The sequence below is a fragment of the Methylonatrum kenyense genome (assembly GCF_023195885.1).
In the GTDB taxonomy this organism is placed as follows: Bacteria; Pseudomonadota; Gammaproteobacteria; order Nitrococcales; family Aquisalimonadaceae; genus Methylonatrum; species Methylonatrum kenyense.
In genome coordinates this window covers 79,984-95,216 of the sequence record NZ_JALPKO010000006.1, presented here as the reverse complement: position 1 = coordinate 95,216, position 15,233 = coordinate 79,984, and the positions used below count along the sequence as shown (strand labels likewise).

Sequence of the window (15,233 nt, the reverse complement as noted above, 5' to 3'; positions counted from 1 at the left end):
CTGGCGCCGCGGCAAGTTACTGTAACTGTTCCAGGCGAATTCGAACGATCCGACCCTGCACCGCCGGCAAGGCTTCCATCGATGCCTGAGCACGGTCCATCCGCTGCTCCTGCACGCGATGGGTCAGCAGGATCACCGGAACGTTCTCGGCACCAGGGGCCGGCTCCTTCTGCAGGATGGCCTCGATGCTGATTCCGTTTTCGCTGAGAATCCTGGTGATATCCGCCAGCACGCCGGGTTCGTCCAGCACCTCGAGGCGCAGGTAATAGGCCGTGCTGACAGAATCCACCGGCAGTACCGGCAGATCCGACAAGGCACTGGACTGGAACGCCAGGTACGGGACCCGGTTTTCCGGCTCGAGATTGAATGCACGCACCACATCGACCAGGTCCGCGACCACCGCCGAGGCGGTCGGATCCGCACCGGCACCGGCACCGTAGTAGAGCGTTGGACCGACAGCATCGCCCATGACCATCACGGCATTCATCACGCCATCCACATTGGCGAGCAACTGACGCTCTGGCAGCAGAGTCGGATGGACACGCAACTCGATGCCGGCATCGGTCTGTCGACACAGACCCAGGTGCTTGATCCGATAACCCAGTTCCTGTGCATAGGCCACGTCCTCACGACTGACATGAGTAATCCCTTCAACATGAACCCGGTCGAACTGCAACGGCACACCGAAAGCAATCGAGGCCAGGATCGTCAGCTTGTGCGCGGCATCGACACCTTCGACATCGAAGCTCGGATCCGCCTCGGCGTAACCCAGGCGCTGGGCCTCGGCCAGCACATCGGCGAATTCCCGTCCCTCGTAGAACATCTCGCTGAGAATGTAATTGGAGGTACCGTTGATAATCCCGGCCAGCCATTCGATGCGGTTGCCGGTCAGGCCCTCACGAATCGACTTGATAATCGGGATACCGCCAGCTACGGCTGCCTCGAAGGCGACGGTGACGCCGCATTTGGTGGCATGCTCGAACAACTTGTTGCCGTGTTTCGCGATCAGGGCCTTGTTCGCAGTCACCACATGCTTGCCGTTGGACATGGCCCGCATCACCAGATCGAAGGCCGGATCTTCGCCACCAATAAGCTCGATGATGATCCCGGTTTCGGGATCATCCACCACCGCATAGGGATCATCGGTCACCCGAAGACCTTCGGTGGAACAGGCTCGCGGGCGATCCGGATGCCGGGTGGCCGCGCAAACGACCTCGATGCCGCGGCCGGCACGCCGGGCGATTTCGTCGTTGTTTTTCTGCAGCAGGTTGATGGTGCCGGCACCGACCGTCCCCAAACCCAGCAATCCGACCTTGACCGAACTCACGCAACACCCTCCGTGCACCCGCTTGGCGGGCACAAAAATAAGTTACCGTCGCAGATACGAAAACCGGGAACTGTAGCATGGGATCCCTGCCATGCGTTCCCGGAATGCCCGACCGACCGGGCCAGCCGCCGATTGTCGCAGAAATCCCCCGGAACTGTCTGCATCCGGCAGAACTCTGTCAGAATGGAGCCACACCGATGCCACGGCGCCAATCTGGTTTGCACTTCGATTGGGGCCGGGGCACGAGCTATGAAATTGTCGAGAGGAAGGCATGCAACTGACGCTGGAGCGGACCGGTGATGCAAACCGGATACGCGCTTACGACATCGGCACTGTAACAGTCAACGAAACCGTCTACCGCGGGGTCACCGTCGTGACCCCCGACCGGATCATCGAGGACTGGTCGGCAACGGACGTCGGCCACCTTGGGGTCGAACAAATGCGGCAACTTATTGCGCTGGACGCCGAAATCCTGCTGCTCGGCACCGGCCGACGGCAGCAGTTTCCGCCATCACGGCTGCTAGGCCAGGCGATGCATGCGGGTATCGGCATCGAGGTGATGACCACAGAGGCTGCCTGTCGCACCTACAATGTCCTGCTGGCCGAGGGCCGCCAGGTCGCCGCCGCGCTGTTTCCGATCGAGGAATAGACCGAAACCCGGCTTCGCTCGCACAGGATTCTCAGGCGGTCCAAGCCCCGCGGCGCTGTCTAGCCAAACACCGCATCCTGCGAGAAACCCTGGCGCTCCATGATCTCGCGCAGTTTGCGCAGGGCATCGATCTGGATCTGGCGAACCCGTTCCCGGGTCACGCCGATCTCGTTGCCCACCTCCTCGAGCGTGGCCCGCTCGCGGCCGTGCAGGCCAAACCGACGTTCCACCACGGCGCGCTGCTTGTCGGTCAATTCCTCAAGCCAGTGCTCGAGATGCGCCAGCACGTCTCCGTCCTGCAGCAGGTCCGATGGATCCGGATTGTTGTCGTCGGGAATCGCATCCAGCAGCACGCGGTCCGCGTCCTTGCCGATCGGCGTGTCGACCGAAGTCGTACCCTCGTTCAAGCCAATCATCCGCTGCACGTCCTCCAGCGGACGGTCAAGCAACTCCGCAATCTCATCGGCCGTGGGCTCATGGTCAAGCTGCTGAGCAAGTTGTCGAGATGCACGCAGGTACTGGTTGATTTCCTTGATAATATGAATCGGCAACCGGATGGTGCGCGTCTGATTCATGATGGCGCGCTCTATGGTCTGCCGAATCCACCAGGTGGCGTATGTCGAGAAACGGAAACCGCGTTCCGGGTCGAACTTTTCCACCGCCCGGATCAGACCCAGGTTGCCCTCTTCGATCAGGTCGAGGAAGGCCAGCCCACGATTCATGTAGCGGCGGGAAATCTTGACCACCAGGCGCAGATTGCTCTCGATCATTCTGCGCCGCGACTCTTCACAGCCACGCTGCGCACGGCGGGAGAAATAGACCTCCTCCTCCGCGGTAAGCAGCGGTGAAAAGCCTATTTCGTTGAGATAGATTTGGGTGGCATCAAGACTGGCGCCGCCGTATTCACCCGGCGAAAAACTGGGATTGTCGAGTTCGCCGGATGCGGACGCGGCGATCTGCTCATCCTCGCGTGCATCCAGAAAACGCTCGTCGACTTGATGCGGGAACTGGACCTCCTCAACTCCGGATGAACGTCTTTCGGCCATGGCATCCCCCAGCGCGGCACGCTCCTTGGCCTGCATCGCAGATGAGCGCGCCAGCGTCATCAGGCGTGCAGGGAGGTTGTTGGAAAACCCTTACGAAGCACTATATGCCTGCCCCAAAAACGCTGCAAGCCCCTGATTAAAATGGTGTACGGAGCATCTACAAGACCTGTTCACAAGCTCATGCCCGAACCCGTCAACCGTCCTCGTCCGACTCCTCGTCACCATCCAGCACGTCATCAATCCAGGTCAGCGCCGCGACCGCTCGCGGAAAACCGAGCGTCGTCACCGCCAGCAGCGCCACATGCCGAATGTCCTCGGGGTCAAGCCCGGCCTCCAGTGCCTGCCGGGCATGCGAGTGCGTCGCACCCTCGCTGCCAAGCGCCACTGCCAGGGCGAGTTTGACCAGGCGGCGTTCCCGCTCATCCAGCGGACCGGCATCCGCACAGCTTTCGCCAAGCGCCGCATAGGCCTCCCAGACTTCCGGATAATCTTCAGCCAGATCGCCTGCGCTGGCAGGAAGCTCGTCTCGCATCGCTTAATCTCCTTAAAGGAACCGGACACAACCCCGCGTGGGGAAACACTGATCTATTCGCACGCCTGCGTTGGAGTCCGCATTTTGCCGAGGCAAGGCGCGGTGCCGATTCGGGAACCAGAGCTACCGGGCCGGTGGCGCGCCTTGCCAGATGACCAAAACCGGTCTTGGGCGCAGACGCCGGAAGAGATCAGTGTGTCCCCTACGGCTCCGCCGGAAGGTAACCCAGCGGATCCACGGGCTTGCCTTCGCGGCGCAACTCGAAATGCAACATGCTCTCGGCGCCATTGCGGCCCATGCGCGCAATCTCCTGCCCGACCGAGACTTCAGCGCCCTCGTCGACCAGCAATTCCTGGTTGTAGCCGTAAGCGGTCAGGTAATCACCGTCGTGCTTGATGATCACCAGGTTGCCGTAGCCGACCAGCCCGCTTCCACTGTAGACCACCCGGCCAGGCGCCGCGGCGCGAACGGCCTGTCCGGCAGAGCCGCCTATATTGATGCCCTGCTTGCCATCGGCATCGGCGGAAAAGGTCTTGCTTACGCTGCCGTCGGTCGGCCATTTCCAGTCGATCTCGGTGCTTGCCCGGCGTGGTGGGGAAGTCGTCTGCTCTCGGCTGCCAGCCGCGCCGTTGCTTCGGCTGGGCGTGGACGGCGAGGATCCGGTGGCCTGGCTGCCACCGGCGGACCGGGTCGGTCGCCCGGCCTGGGCGGTGCGGCGGGTATCGCCTGCCAGCCGTAGCTCCTGACCGGGATAGATCGTGTAGGGCGAGCGGATGTTGTTCCAGCGGGCAAGGTCCCGGTAGTCGACGTTGTGCCTGAATGCGATGCCGTAGAGCGTGTCGCCGCGACTGACCGTGTAGCTGTCACCCCGGGCGCCGCCACGGTCGGAGACCGGCGCATAGGTGTCCCGGGCGCAGGCCGCCAGCAGACAACAGCAAAGCAGCAGCAGGACCAACCGCAACGACATGAACAGCCCTTGTATCGATGGACAGCGCCAGCGTCCGCCAAACACGCAGCCAGGTTCGGGATCGCCGCGAGTTCGGCTGATCTCAGTGTACGTAGAACAGGTACAACAGAACCAGCAGTATCACACCTAGCCAACCGAGAATGTCGACATAACGGCGGATCCAGGGTTCGATTCTGGGACCACCCCAGGCGACAACGCCGGCCACCAGGAAAAAGCGTGCCCCCCGGCCGATCAGGGAAGCAAGCACGAAGGGCAGCAGGGCCAGTGCCATGCCACCTGCGGCAACCGTGAAAACCTTGTAGGGAATCGGCGAAAACCCGGCCAGCAGGACGACCCAGAAGCCCCAGGTCAGGAACCACTCCCGCGCGGTCTGCAACGCCTCCTCCTGGCCGGCTGCAATAATGATGGGCTCGGCCAGGCCCATCGCGAAATAACCGATCAGGTAGCCGAGCACCCCGCCCAGCACCGAGGCCACGGTGGTGATCAGGGCGAAATGCATGGCACGCCGCGGCTGGGCCAGCGCCATGGGCATGAGCATGACATCGGGCGGGATCGGAAAAAACGACGACTCGGCGAAGCTCAGTACCGCCAGATAGCGCGGCGCGTGCCGGTGCGCCGCCCAGCGCAACATCCGCAGATACAGGCCGCTGAACAGTCGGGTCACTGGGTACCGCCGAGCATCGGCACGAAAACCACCCGATCCAGGACCTCCCGCTCCAGTCGGTCGCCACGGCGCGTGACTCGGATCAGTTCCTGCACGTCCCGTGAGCCGACCGGGGCGATCAGGCGACCACCATCAGCGAGCTGCTGGAACAATTCATCAGGAACACCCGCTGGGGCCGCGGTCAGGAGAATTGCCTGAAAAGGGCCATGCGCTGCCCAGCCCCGAAATCCATCGCCGTAACGCACGTGTACATTTTTCAAACCGAACCGGCGCATGCGCTCCCTGGCCAGGGCAGCGAGCGCACGAATGCGCTCCAGCGTGTAGACCTGATCGACCAGGCAGCCGAGAATCGCAGCCTGATAGCCGGAACCGGTGCCAATTTCGAGCACCGATTCGGGACATCCACCCTCGATCAACGCCTCGGTCATCCGGGCCACAACCCAGGGCTGCGAAATCGTCTGGCCGTAACCGATGGGCAGGGCCGTGTCATCGTAGGCCCGGCTGGCAAGCGCCTCGTCCACGAACAGGTGCCGTGGCACGACCCGCATCACATCGAGCACCTGCTCGTTGCTGATGCCTTTCTCGCGCAAACGCTTGAGCAGGCGCTCCCGCGTGCGCTTCGATGTCATGCCGATGCCGTGCATCAGTACCGACATCAGTCCTGCCCCAGGCCCGAGATCCAACCGGCCACCTTGTCCAGCGCCTCATAGCGCGTCAGGTCAACCTGGATCGGCGTGATCGAGACGAAACCCCGCCGCACCGCGTGAAAATCGGTGCCCTGCCCGGCATCCTGCTCACTCCCCGGCGGGCCGATCCAGTAGATCGGCCGACCCCGGGGATCCTCCGAACGGATTGCGCTCTCGGCGCGATGGCGTTGGCCGAGCCGGGTCGCCTCAAATCCACGGAGCTGGTCCCAGGGCAGATCCGGCACATTGACATTGAGAATGGTATCCGTGGGCAGTGGATCATGTAGCAAGCGTTGCACCAACATCACCGCCACTCGTGCCGCGGTCCCGTAGTGATCCGGGGCATGCGAGCAGAGTGAGACGGCGATGGCCGGAAGCCCCAGGAAACGACCCTCGGTGGCGGCCGCGACAGTACCGCTGTAGAGCACGTCATCGCCCATGTTGGCCCCGGCATTGATGCCCGAAACCACCATATCCGGCTCGTCCTGCAACAGCCCGGTTACCGCCAGGTGCACGCAATCGGTCGGCGTGCCCTCGACCCGGTACTGGCGCGGCTCCACCTCGCGGGCCCGAATCGGCAAATCCAGCGTTAGCGAATTACTCGCGCCACTACGGTCCCGATCCGGCGCGACGACGGTGATATCGCCAAGCGCCTCGAGTTCCTTTGCCAGGCGCTGGATCCCGGGCGCCATGTAGCCGTCGTCATTACTTACCAGAATGTGCATCGATACCGCTCGACCCCCTGTTCCTGTCGCCAGCCAGGCCCGACCAAGCGGCTAGTATACTGGTCGAATCGCGCGCTGCATCAGCACAACGGGTCACAAAACGGAATGCCGAAGGGACGATCATTGTCCCAGGCCAGACAGGGCTGCGCCGAAGCCGGGCCATGAGGGATGCTGTCGATGAACGATGACGATGACGAGGACCGACGCCTGTTTCAGGAGGCGATGGCTGACGTTCGGCGTTTGCGGGATCAGCGGCAGGTGACCGGCGACTGGCCTCGCCCGAAACCCGTACCGCAACAGCGCGCCGCCGATGAGGCCGCGGTGGTGCGGGAACTGCTGGTGCACGACATCGATCCGGTGACGATGGAAACCGGCGAGGAACTCTACTTCGCCCGGCCCGGTGTGCAACGACGGGTCATGCGCAAGTTGCGGCGCGGCCAGTACACGGTTCAGGACGAACTGGATCTACACGGCATGACGGTGCCGGTGGCACGTGAGGCTGTCCAGCAGTTCATCGCAGAGAGTCGTGCCCAGGATCGTCGTTGCGTCCGCATCATTCATGGCAAGGGGCATCGTTCCAGCAATCGTGGACCGGTCCTCAAGGGAAAGCTCGACCGGTGGCTCAGGCAATGGGACGAGATCATCGCCTTCACCTCCGCCCGCCCGGTCGACGGCGGCACCGGCGCGGTGTATGTGTTGCTTCGGGCCTGACGGCCCTCGCGTTTTACGTTTAACGTTTAACGTTTTAGGTTTAATGTTTAAGGTTTTACGTAAAACATAAAACGTAAAACGTTAAACAATATCTATTATTTCCCGAATAACAGCGGTCGCGAATGCGCCCGGCGGCAGCGAAAAACTCAACGCCAGCGCGCCGTCCTCCTCGAACCAGCCGAGTTCCGCAACGGGTAGCCGGAGCGCCCGGCGTTCCGCACGCAGCCGGTAATCCAGCAGGACCTGCAACATCGGAGCATGGCCTTGCAGCACCCGCTCCTCGAGCTCCCTTGCCGCGGCTTCCGGCTGCATGCCCGGAATCCCCGGCAGGGGACCCGTGGGATGCAGGTCCAGCGCCATGATTCGGGGATCACAGGCAGTCGTATCGTCCGCCGGAAAGATGCTGCGACTCCCGGAGAACGTCATCAGGTCACCGGGCAGAGCCTGGTCCCAGCAGTTCCGCCGCACCCGCTGGGCCAGCACCTGATTGAACAGCAGGGCCCGCGCCGCGGACAGATACAGGCCGCGCAGGGGACGATCGCTGACCCGCTGCCCCCGGAACAGGCGCTCGGCGCCCGCCAGATTGCCGCCATCGATGCCGAAACGCTGGGCCCCGAAATAATTCGGCACGCCCCGGCGGGCGATCCGCACCAGCCGTCGATGCAGTACCTCACGGGGCCCCTGCAGTTCGGTAAGCCGTATGCGGAAGCGATTGGCGCGCAGGGCCCCGAGACGCAGCTTGCGGCCATGTCGCGTTGACTGGAGTAATTCCAGGCCCGGCGGAAGCTCCGGCAGGTCGGGCCAGCGGCCTGGCAGGTGCACGCCAAACCACTGCTCCGTGACCGCGTGCCGGTCCTTGCGTCCGGCAAAGGTCACGCTGCGTCGTTTCACACCCAGCGCCCGAGACAGCCAGCTCGCGACGTCGCCGGTATTCCAGCCGCTCTTGCGGATCTGCAGCAGCAGGTGTTCGCCGTCACCGGACGGGGTAAACGACAGTTGCTCACTGACCTGGAAATCCTCGGGTCGTTGGCGAAGCTTGCCGCACAGCCCGGGTTTGCCAAAGGCATGCGGCAAACCATGCCACGCAGTTGCCAGGTCAGCCGCCATCCGGACTCTGCAGCAAGACCACAGCCGAGGCGAGTATGCCCTCTTCACGTCCGGTGAAACCGAGCCATTCACTGGTGGTCGCCTTGACGCTGATGCAGCCGGATTCCACCTGCAGGTCGGCGGCGATGCACTCACGCATCTGCGGGATCCACGGCGCAAGCTTGGGTTGTTGCGCAACCACGGTAATATCGGCGTTGACCAGTTGCAGGCCGTGACCGGTCACTATGGTCTGCACGCGGCGTAGCAAGTCGCGGCTGTCGGCATCCTTCCAGTCGGCGCTGCTGTCCGGAAAATGCTGGCCGATATCGCCCAGCGCCGCCGCGCCGAGCAGCGCGTCACACAGCGCATGCAGGATCACGTCACCGTCCGAATGCGCGGCAAGACCCTGGCTGTGTGGTATCTCGACGCCGCCAAGCAGCAGGCGCCGGCCGGCCGCAAAGGCATGCACATCGATTCCCTGGCCTATACGAAACATTCAGTCTGACCCCTTGTCGGTGGCGGTCCGGGCCCGCAGGATGGCTTCGGCCAGGGGCAGGTCATCCGGTCGGGTGATCTTGAGGTTGGAGACACTGCCCTCCACCAGCCGCGGTCGAAGGCCCAATGCCTCCACGGCCTGGGCCTCGTCGGTCACATGCAAACCCTCGGCGATGACCCTGCCCAGCGCGCGATGCAGCAGGCCCAGCGGGAACAATTGCGGGGTCTGGGCCTGCCAGAGATCCTGCCGGTCTGCGGTACGTTCGACACACCCGGCCGGATCCTGCCGCTTCAGTGTATCCCGAACCGGTACCGCGAGCAGGGCACCGCTCTCGCTGGCGAGCCCCTGGTTTAGCAGGCGTTGGAGTGCCGCAGCGGCGAGGCATGGGCGTACCCCGTCATGCACCAGCACACGGGCCCCGGGAGGGGCGAGCTTCAGCAGGAAATCGAGGGTGTTGAAAACCGACTGGAAGCGTTCGGCGCCACCATCAACCACATGCAGCGGCTTGTCGGTGGCCGGCCGGAATTCCGGCCAATAACGGTCCTTCGGGTCGATGGCCAGCACACAACCCTTGACCTGGGGCGCATCCAGCAGCACCGCAAGCGCCCAGTGCAACACCGAACGCCCCGCCAGGGGCAGATATTGCTTGGGTATCGCGGCCCCCATGCGCCGACCAACTCCCGCTGCCGGCACAATCGCCCAGACGCCCGACTGACTCACCGTTCGATGACCTGATAGAAGGTCTCGTCGTCCCGAATCATGCCAAGCTCGCTGCGCGCCCGTTCTTCCATGGCCTCGAGCCCGTCCTTCAGATCCCGCACATCGGCATCGAGCGCCTCGTTTCGCTCCCTCAATGCCTGGTTCTCGGCTTCCTGCTCAGCCAGGGTCGTGCTGAGCTGCCAGACCTGAGGCAGACCGCCATCCGGCGACCAGAGCTGGAACTGCAGCACCAGGAACATGACACCGAGAACCACGAACAATGCACGCATTGCGTTTCCTCGCCGGCCAACCCCGCCGTGGGTCGCTCGGAACAACCTGTCCCGGACGAAGCCGGGACCAAACCGGCCCCGCGTTATTTGGCGAAGGATGCCAGATTCGGGAACGCCTGCCGACCCGCGTAGCGAGCCCGACTACCGAGCTGTTCCTCGATCCGCAGCAACTGGTTGTACTTGGCAACCCGATCCGAGCGGCAAAGCGACCCGGTCTTGATCTGTGTCGCAGTGCTGGCAACCGCCAGATCGGCAATGGTGGTGTCCTCGGTTTCGCCGGAGCGATGCGAGATCACCGCCGTGTAGTTGTTCTGGTGGGCCATGGCGATGGCATCCAGCGTCTCTGTCAGGGTGCCGATCTGGTTGAACTTGATCAGGATCGAGTTGGCCACCCGGCGGTCGATGCCCTGCTGCAGGATCCGGGTATTGGTGACGAACAGATCGTCGCCAACCAGCTGGACCCGTTCGCCAACAGCGCGGGTCAGGGTTTCCCAGCCGCCCCAGTCATTCTCGTCCATGCCGTCCTCGATGGTGATGATCGGGTAGCGATCAACCCAGTCGGCCAGGTAGGCACTGAATTCATCAGGGCTGAACGAGGCGTTCTCCGAAGCCAGCACATACCGGCCATCCTTGTGAAACTCGGAACTGGCCGCGTCAAGCCCGAGCCAGACCTGCTCACCGGCCGTGTACCCGGCCCGCTCAATGGATTGGAGAATCACCTCCAGCGCCGCTTCATTCGACGGCAGGTCCGGCGCGAAGCCCCCCTCATCGCCAACCGCGGTGCTCAGGCCCCGTGCCGAGAGCACTGCCTTCAACGCATGGAAGATCTCGGTACCACAGCGCAAGGCCTCGCCGAAACGATCAAAGCCGATCGGCAGGATCATGAATTCCTGCATGTCGACACTGTTATCGGCATGCGCGCCACCGTTGATGATGTTCATCATCGGTACCGGCAGTTCCCAGGGGCCGTCCGGGTTGAGCGCCTGGTACAGTGGCTGACCACGGTCATCGGCCTGGGCACGCGCCGCGGCGAGCGACACGGCCAGCAGCGCATTGGCACCGAGCCGGCCCTTATTGTCGCTGCCGTCAAGCTCGATCATTCGCTGATCCAGGGCCCGCTGATCCGCGGCATCCATTCCCAGCAGCGCATCACGCAAGGGGCCGTTGACGTTGGCGACGGCTTTCTCCACGCCCTTGCCCAGGTAACGCGGACCGCCATCCCGCAGTTCCACGGCTTCCCGGCTCCCGGTGGAGGCACCGGACGGCACAATGGCCCGCCCGGACGCCCCGCTGTCAAGTCGCACGTCGGCTTCAACGGTGGGGTTGCCCCGGGAATCCAGAACCTCCCGCCCCACGATTGTCTTGATTTTCGCCATCTTGGCTCTTTCCCCCTGAAATGACTTGAATTTTTTAGAGTGGTTTCTGACGCCGCGCAATCATTGCTGCAGCAATGCCTGTTCTTCGAAGCCATCCGCTTTCACCTGCCGGTCCAGCGCCACCAGGGTCTTCAACAGCGTCTCCATTCGCCGCAGCGGCCAGGCATTGGGGCCGTCGGATAACGCCTTTGCCGGCTCCGGGTGGGTCTCCATGAACAACCCGGCGACACCAGCCGCAACCGCCGCCCGCGCCAGCACCGGCACGAATTCCCGCTGACCGCCGGAACTGCTGCCCTGACCGCCCGGAAGTTGCACCGAATGGGTGGCATCGAATACCACCGGGCAGGCGGTCTGGCGCATTACCGCCAGCGCGCGCATGTCCGAGACCAGGTTGTTGTAGCCGAAGGACACGCCCCGCTCGCAGACCATGATCTGCTCGTTGCCCACCGCCCGGGCCTTGTCCACAACATGCACCATATCCCAGGGCGCCAGGAACTGGCCCTTCTTGATATTGACCGGCAACCCCTGGCGAGCCACGTTCTGGATGAAATTGGTCTGCCGGCAAAGGAATGCCGGCGTCTGCAGCACGTCTACCACTGCAGCCACCTCGGCCAGCGGCGTGTCTTCGTGTACGTCGGTAATCACCGGGACACCGATTTGCCGCTTGACGGTCTCGAGGACCCGCAAGCCCTCTTCGATGCCGGGCCCGCGGAAGCTACCATGCGACGAGCGGTTGGCCTTGTCGAAAGAGGACTTGAAGATCAACGGCACGCCCAGCGGCCGGCAGATCTCCTGCAAGCGGCCGGCGGTATCCAGTGCCAGCTGTTCGGTTTCCACCACGCAGGGGCCGGCGATCAGGAACAGTGGCTGTTGCAGACCAACCGGAAAGCCACAGAGCCGCATATCGCTCACGAGGACACCGTTTCTGGCTCGCTCTCGCGTTGCGACGCATACTGCCGGGCCGCGCGTACGAAACTGCTGAACAGTGGATGGCCGTCGCGCGGCGTCGAGGTGAACTCCGGATGGAACTGGCAACCCAGGAACCAGGGATGATCGGAGAGCTCCACCATCTCCACCAGCTTGCCGTCTGCGGAGCGGCCCGAGATGACCAATCCGGCCGCGGTCAACTGATCGGCGTAATGGTTGTTAAACTCGAAGCGATGCCGATGCCGCTCGACGATACTGTCCTGCTGGTAGATGCGCCGCGCAAGGCTGCCGTCGACGAGCTGACAGGGTTGACCGCCCAGCCGCATGGTGCCACCCAGGTCATCGTCCGGACCACGCCGCTCCAGATGGCCGTCCTCTGTCATCCATTCGGTAATCAGCCCGATCACCGGATGCAGCGCATCGCGGTCGAATTCGGTGCTGTGCGCACCTTCCAGCCCGGCAACATGGCGGGCGAACTCAATCACCGCGACCTGCATGCCGAGGCAGATTCCGAGGTAGGGAATACCGGACTCGCGCGCGTGCTGCGCCGCCATGATCTTGCCTTCCACACCGCGGTTGCCAAAGCCCCCAGGCACCAGAATGGCATCCACACCCTCGAGGCGGCTCAGGCCGTCGCGCTCCAGTTCCTCGGAGTCGACGTAACGGATATTGACCTTGGTCAGGGTGTGAATACCGGCGTGGATCAGGGCCTCGCTTAGCGACTTGTAGGCATCCGCCAGGTTGATGTACTTGCCGACCATGGCGATGGTCACCGCGCCATCGAGCCGGCCCCTTGCATCGACCACGCGCTGCCAGTCGGAGAGATCCGCCGCCGGCAGCTCGAGCCCGAGCTTTTCCGCCACGATACGGTCCAGTCCCTGGGCATGCAGCACCAGCGGCACCTTGTAGATGTCGTCCACATCCAGCGCCGAAATCACTGCCTCCTGCTCGACATTGGTGAACAGCGCAATCTTGCGTCGCTCGTCATCCGGAATCGGCTGGGTGGCACGGCACAGAAGGATGTCCGGCTGGATGCCGATGGAGCGCAGTTCCTTGACCGAATGCTGGGTCGGCTTGGTCTTCATCTCGCCACTGGCGCCGATGAACGGCACCAGGGTCAGGTGGATGAACAGGCTGTTGCGGCGATGCTCGACGCCCATCTGCCGAATCGCTTCCAGAAACGGCAGCGACTCGATATCCCCCACGGTGCCGCCGATTTCCACCAGCGCCACATCACTGCCTTCTGCTCCCTCGCGGATACAACGCTTGATCTCGTCGGTGATATGCGGAATCACCTGCACCGTGCCGCCAAGGTAATCGCCGCGGCGCTCCTTGCGGATCACGTTCTCGTAAATGCGTCCGGTGGTGAAATTGTTGCGCCGGGTGGTGATCGTGCGGGCAAAGCGTTCGTAATGCCCCAGATCCAGGTCGGTTTCCGCCCCGTCTTCGGTGACATACACCTCACCGTGCTGGAACGGACTCATCGTTCCGGGATCCACGTTGATGTAGGGGTCAAGCTTGATCAGGGTGACTTCGAGGCCGCGGGCCTGGAGGATGCTGGCCAGCGAGGCAGAGGCAATTCCCTTGCCCAACGACGACACAACGCCGCCGGTAATGAAAATGTATCGGGTCATCAGATCCCCGTTGGAGCACGTTAAGGGGGCAGTGCCGGGCGGCCTGCAGGACGGCTCCATACGGTAGCAGAAGGGTGTCTCCCGCACAACGCGGGGCGTACCGGAGACGAGCAATCAGAGACCAGGATCGGGCTCCCAGAGTGGCATCAGGCCGGATGGGGAATCGGTTACTGCGGGACTTTCACAAACGCAGATTCCGGGCACCGCCAGCACCACTTCAGGGGTACGGAGGACCGGCCAGGCATGCCGCTGCCAGGGAGGCACACCCGCCTCCTGCAGCAGCCGCCCGAGGCGTTTCGCCGGCCTCCCCAGCGGCACCAATCGGGTATGCAAGGCACCGAAACGAAGTTGAACATCGCCAGTGTCCAGCACATCGGCGGCGAGGAATCCACCCGCTTGCCACCGCAACCGCCCGCAGGAAAGCTGCCGTTCCTCCGCGCCCGCCAGCTTGACCACATCCGGAACGGCGGGCGGCGGCCCGCCCCGGTCCAGGTACAGCTGATGCCGATGGCGCCGGATCCGGCCACCGGGCCAGACCAGTTCGGGAGCACGGTCGGTGGCGGCGGAACACAGGGCTTGCAGGCCGGAAACCAGCCGCCGCCGGCCCGGAAGCGGCAAGCCCTGATCACGGATCCAGTGGCGCAGCAGATTACGGGCACGGTGTTCCGGCAGTGACTGAATGCGCTCAAGCGGCATCGATGCCGCGCCTTTCAGACCATCCAGCCGAGCCAACTCCGCCAACAGCTGGTCGGTCTCGGCTGCGTCATCGGCCAGCTGAACCAGGCCCCGTTCGACCGCCGTCCAACGCTCGCGTAGCGGAGGCATGATCCGGTGCCTGAGGAAATTACGATCCCGCATCAGATCCTGGTTGGCCGGGTCATCCAGCCAGTGCGGGCAATGAATCCCGGCGTAGTGCTGCAGTTCGCCACGCCGCCAGTCCAGCAGCGGGCGCGCCAAACGGCCCTCGCCAAGGCCGCGTTGTCGCCGGATGCCACCCAGCCCGCTCACCCCGCTGCCGCGCAGCACCCGCAGCAACACCGTTTCCGCCTGATCATCGGCATGATGCGCGGTTAGCAGCACCGTTTCACGGTCCAGGTCCGCCGCCAGCGCCGCGTAACGGGCTTCACGGGCGCGCGCTTCCAGGTTGGAGCCTGGATCCAGATTGAGGGTGTGGCTGATGAGCGGGATATCCCAGGCATTGCAGACCGCACGGCAGTGCGCGGCCCATCGGCTTGCGTCCGGGTGGAGACCATGATTGACGTGCGCCGCCTGCAGCGTCGCGGACAACCGCGGACGCAATGCCCGCATCAGGTGCAGCAGGACCAGCGAATCGCAGCCCCCGCTGAAGGCGACAAGATAGCGTCGGGCATCCGGCAGGCGATGCAGCAGTGACTCCGGGCGCAGCGCTGACATGGCGT

General features: G+C 63.6%; 17 protein-coding genes. 2 read left to right on the top strand and 15 right to left on the bottom strand.

Going from position 1 to position 15,233, the window contains the following annotated elements; genetic code table 11:
• Positions 1–16 precede the first annotated feature (16 nt).
• Positions 17–1,327: a homoserine dehydrogenase gene (locus M0534_RS08735; RefSeq protein ID WP_248568046.1), complete on the bottom strand. Its 1,311-nt coding sequence runs from the start codon at positions 1,325–1,327 to the stop codon at positions 17–19.
• A 271-nt stretch (positions 1,328–1,598) separates the two neighbouring features.
• On the opposite strand from M0534_RS08735, the gene M0534_RS08730 reads away from it, so the two are divergent.
• Entirely contained in the window at positions 1,599–1,976 is a 378-nt protein-coding gene (locus M0534_RS08730; protein ID WP_248568045.1) for an Mth938-like domain-containing protein, read from the top strand.
• A gap of 59 nt (positions 1,977–2,035) precedes the next feature.
• Here the strand turns inward: M0534_RS08730 and rpoS are convergent, their stop codons facing one another.
• The 6 genes from rpoS to surE form a co-directional block, all read right to left on the bottom strand.
• Positions 2,036–3,022: an RNA polymerase sigma factor RpoS gene (gene rpoS, locus M0534_RS08725; RefSeq protein WP_428348652.1), complete on the bottom strand. Its 987-nt coding sequence runs from the start codon at positions 3,020–3,022 to the stop codon at positions 2,036–2,038.
• 193 nt (positions 3,023–3,215) lie between these two features.
• Positions 3,216–3,554: a carboxymuconolactone decarboxylase family protein gene (locus tag M0534_RS08720; RefSeq protein ID WP_248568043.1), complete on the bottom strand. Its 339-nt coding sequence runs from the start codon at positions 3,552–3,554 to the stop codon at positions 3,216–3,218.
• Between the two features lie 202 nt (positions 3,555–3,756).
• Positions 3,757–4,521: a peptidoglycan DD-metalloendopeptidase family protein gene (locus tag M0534_RS08715; protein ID WP_248568042.1), complete on the bottom strand. Its 765-nt coding sequence runs from the start codon at positions 4,519–4,521 to the stop codon at positions 3,757–3,759.
• A gap of 82 nt (positions 4,522–4,603) precedes the next feature.
• Positions 4,604–5,185 carry a YqaA family protein gene (locus M0534_RS08710; protein WP_428348608.1) on the bottom strand — a complete coding sequence of 194 codons (582 nt, stop codon included), beginning with the start codon at positions 5,183–5,185 and terminating at the stop codon, positions 4,604–4,606.
• Entirely contained in the window at positions 5,182–5,841 is a 660-nt protein-coding gene (locus M0534_RS08705; RefSeq protein ID WP_248568041.1) for a protein-L-isoaspartate(D-aspartate) O-methyltransferase, read from the bottom strand. The genes M0534_RS08710 and M0534_RS08705 overlap by 4 nt, the downstream gene beginning before the upstream one ends.
• Positions 5,841–6,596, bottom strand: coding sequence for a 5'/3'-nucleotidase SurE (gene surE, locus M0534_RS08700; RefSeq protein WP_248568040.1), 756 nt, complete (start codon positions 6,594–6,596; stop codon positions 5,841–5,843). The genes M0534_RS08705 and surE overlap by 1 nt, the downstream gene beginning before the upstream one ends.
• Positions 6,597–6,773: 177 nt before the next feature.
• On the opposite strand from surE, the gene M0534_RS08695 reads away from it, so the two are divergent.
• Entirely contained in the window at positions 6,774–7,307 is a 534-nt protein-coding gene (locus M0534_RS08695; protein ID WP_248568039.1) for a Smr/MutS family protein, read from the top strand.
• 81 nt (positions 7,308–7,388) lie between these two features.
• On the opposite strand, the gene truD is transcribed toward M0534_RS08695, so the two are convergent.
• The 8 genes from truD to tilS all read right to left on the bottom strand — a co-directional run bounded on the left by truD (position 7,389) and on the right by tilS (position 15,228).
• Positions 7,389–8,414: a tRNA pseudouridine(13) synthase TruD gene (gene truD, locus M0534_RS08690; RefSeq protein WP_248568038.1), complete on the bottom strand. Its 1,026-nt coding sequence runs from the start codon at positions 8,412–8,414 to the stop codon at positions 7,389–7,391.
• The gene (ispF, locus tag M0534_RS08685; protein ID WP_248568037.1) at positions 8,404–8,889 is read right to left on the bottom strand and encodes a 2-C-methyl-D-erythritol 2,4-cyclodiphosphate synthase; all 486 of its coding nucleotides are present in this window, start codon (positions 8,887–8,889) and stop codon (positions 8,404–8,406) included. The genes truD and ispF overlap by 11 nt, the downstream gene beginning before the upstream one ends.
• Positions 8,890–9,582, bottom strand: coding sequence for a 2-C-methyl-D-erythritol 4-phosphate cytidylyltransferase (ispD, locus tag M0534_RS08680; protein ID WP_345894716.1), 693 nt, complete (start codon positions 9,580–9,582; stop codon positions 8,890–8,892).
• Positions 9,583–9,605: 23 nt separating this feature from the next.
• Complete coding sequence (gene ftsB, locus M0534_RS08675) at positions 9,606–9,878, bottom strand: cell division protein FtsB (RefSeq protein WP_248568035.1); 273 nt, start codon at positions 9,876–9,878, stop codon at positions 9,606–9,608.
• 83 nt (positions 9,879–9,961) lie between these two features.
• On the bottom strand, positions 9,962–11,254 hold the full coding sequence (eno, locus tag M0534_RS08670) for a phosphopyruvate hydratase (RefSeq protein ID WP_248568034.1): 1,293 nt from the start codon (positions 11,252–11,254) through the stop codon (positions 9,962–9,964).
• Between the two features lie 60 nt (positions 11,255–11,314).
• Positions 11,315–12,157 (bottom strand): 3-deoxy-8-phosphooctulonate synthase, encoded by an 843-nt coding sequence (gene kdsA / locus M0534_RS08665; protein WP_248568148.1) that lies wholly within the window; start codon positions 12,155–12,157, stop codon positions 11,315–11,317.
• Positions 12,158–12,162: 5 nt separating this feature from the next.
• Entirely contained in the window at positions 12,163–13,815 is a 1,653-nt protein-coding gene (pyrG, locus tag M0534_RS08660) for a CTP synthase (protein ID WP_248568033.1), read from the bottom strand.
• A 114-nt stretch (positions 13,816–13,929) separates the two neighbouring features.
• Positions 13,930–15,228, bottom strand: coding sequence for a tRNA lysidine(34) synthetase TilS (tilS, locus tag M0534_RS08655; RefSeq protein ID WP_248568032.1), 1,299 nt, complete (start codon positions 15,226–15,228; stop codon positions 13,930–13,932).
• Positions 15,229–15,233: the final 5 nt, after the last annotated feature.

Coding starts and splice junctions, on each gene's coding strand:
- truD (WP_248568038.1), bottom strand. CDS start 8,414: ATGGCGGCTGACCTGGCAACTGCGTGGCATGGTTTGCCGCATGCCTTT.
- ftsB (WP_248568035.1), bottom strand. CDS start 9,878: ATGCGTGCATTGTTCGTGGTTCTCGGTGTCATGTTCCTGGTGCTGCAG.
- M0534_RS08730 (WP_248568045.1), top strand. CDS start 1,599: ATGCAACTGACGCTGGAGCGGACCGGTGATGCAAACCGGATACGCGCT.
- M0534_RS08715 (WP_248568042.1), bottom strand. CDS start 4,521: ATGTCGTTGCGGTTGGTCCTGCTGCTGCTTTGCTGTTGTCTGCTGGCG.
- pyrG (WP_248568033.1), bottom strand. CDS start 13,815: ATGACCCGATACATTTTCATTACCGGCGGCGTTGTGTCGTCGTTGGGC.
- eno (WP_248568034.1), bottom strand. CDS start 11,254: ATGGCGAAAATCAAGACAATCGTGGGGCGGGAGGTTCTGGATTCCCGG.
- surE (WP_248568040.1), bottom strand. CDS start 6,596: ATGCACATTCTGGTAAGTAATGACGACGGCTACATGGCGCCCGGGATC.
- rpoS (WP_428348652.1), bottom strand. CDS start 3,022: ATGGCCGAAAGACGTTCATCCGGAGTTGAGGAGGTCCAGTTCCCGCAT.
- tilS (WP_248568032.1), bottom strand. CDS start 15,228: ATGTCAGCGCTGCGCCCGGAGTCACTGCTGCATCGCCTGCCGGATGCC.
- ispF (WP_248568037.1), bottom strand. CDS start 8,889: ATGTTTCGTATAGGCCAGGGAATCGATGTGCATGCCTTTGCGGCCGGC.
- kdsA (WP_248568148.1), bottom strand. CDS start 12,157: ATGCGGCTCTGTGGCTTTCCGGTTGGTCTGCAACAGCCACTGTTCCTG.
- M0534_RS08695 (WP_248568039.1), top strand. CDS start 6,774: ATGAACGATGACGATGACGAGGACCGACGCCTGTTTCAGGAGGCGATG.
- M0534_RS08720 (WP_248568043.1), bottom strand. CDS start 3,554: ATGCGAGACGAGCTTCCTGCCAGCGCAGGCGATCTGGCTGAAGATTAT.
- M0534_RS08705 (WP_248568041.1), bottom strand. CDS start 5,841: ATGTCGGTACTGATGCACGGCATCGGCATGACATCGAAGCGCACGCGG.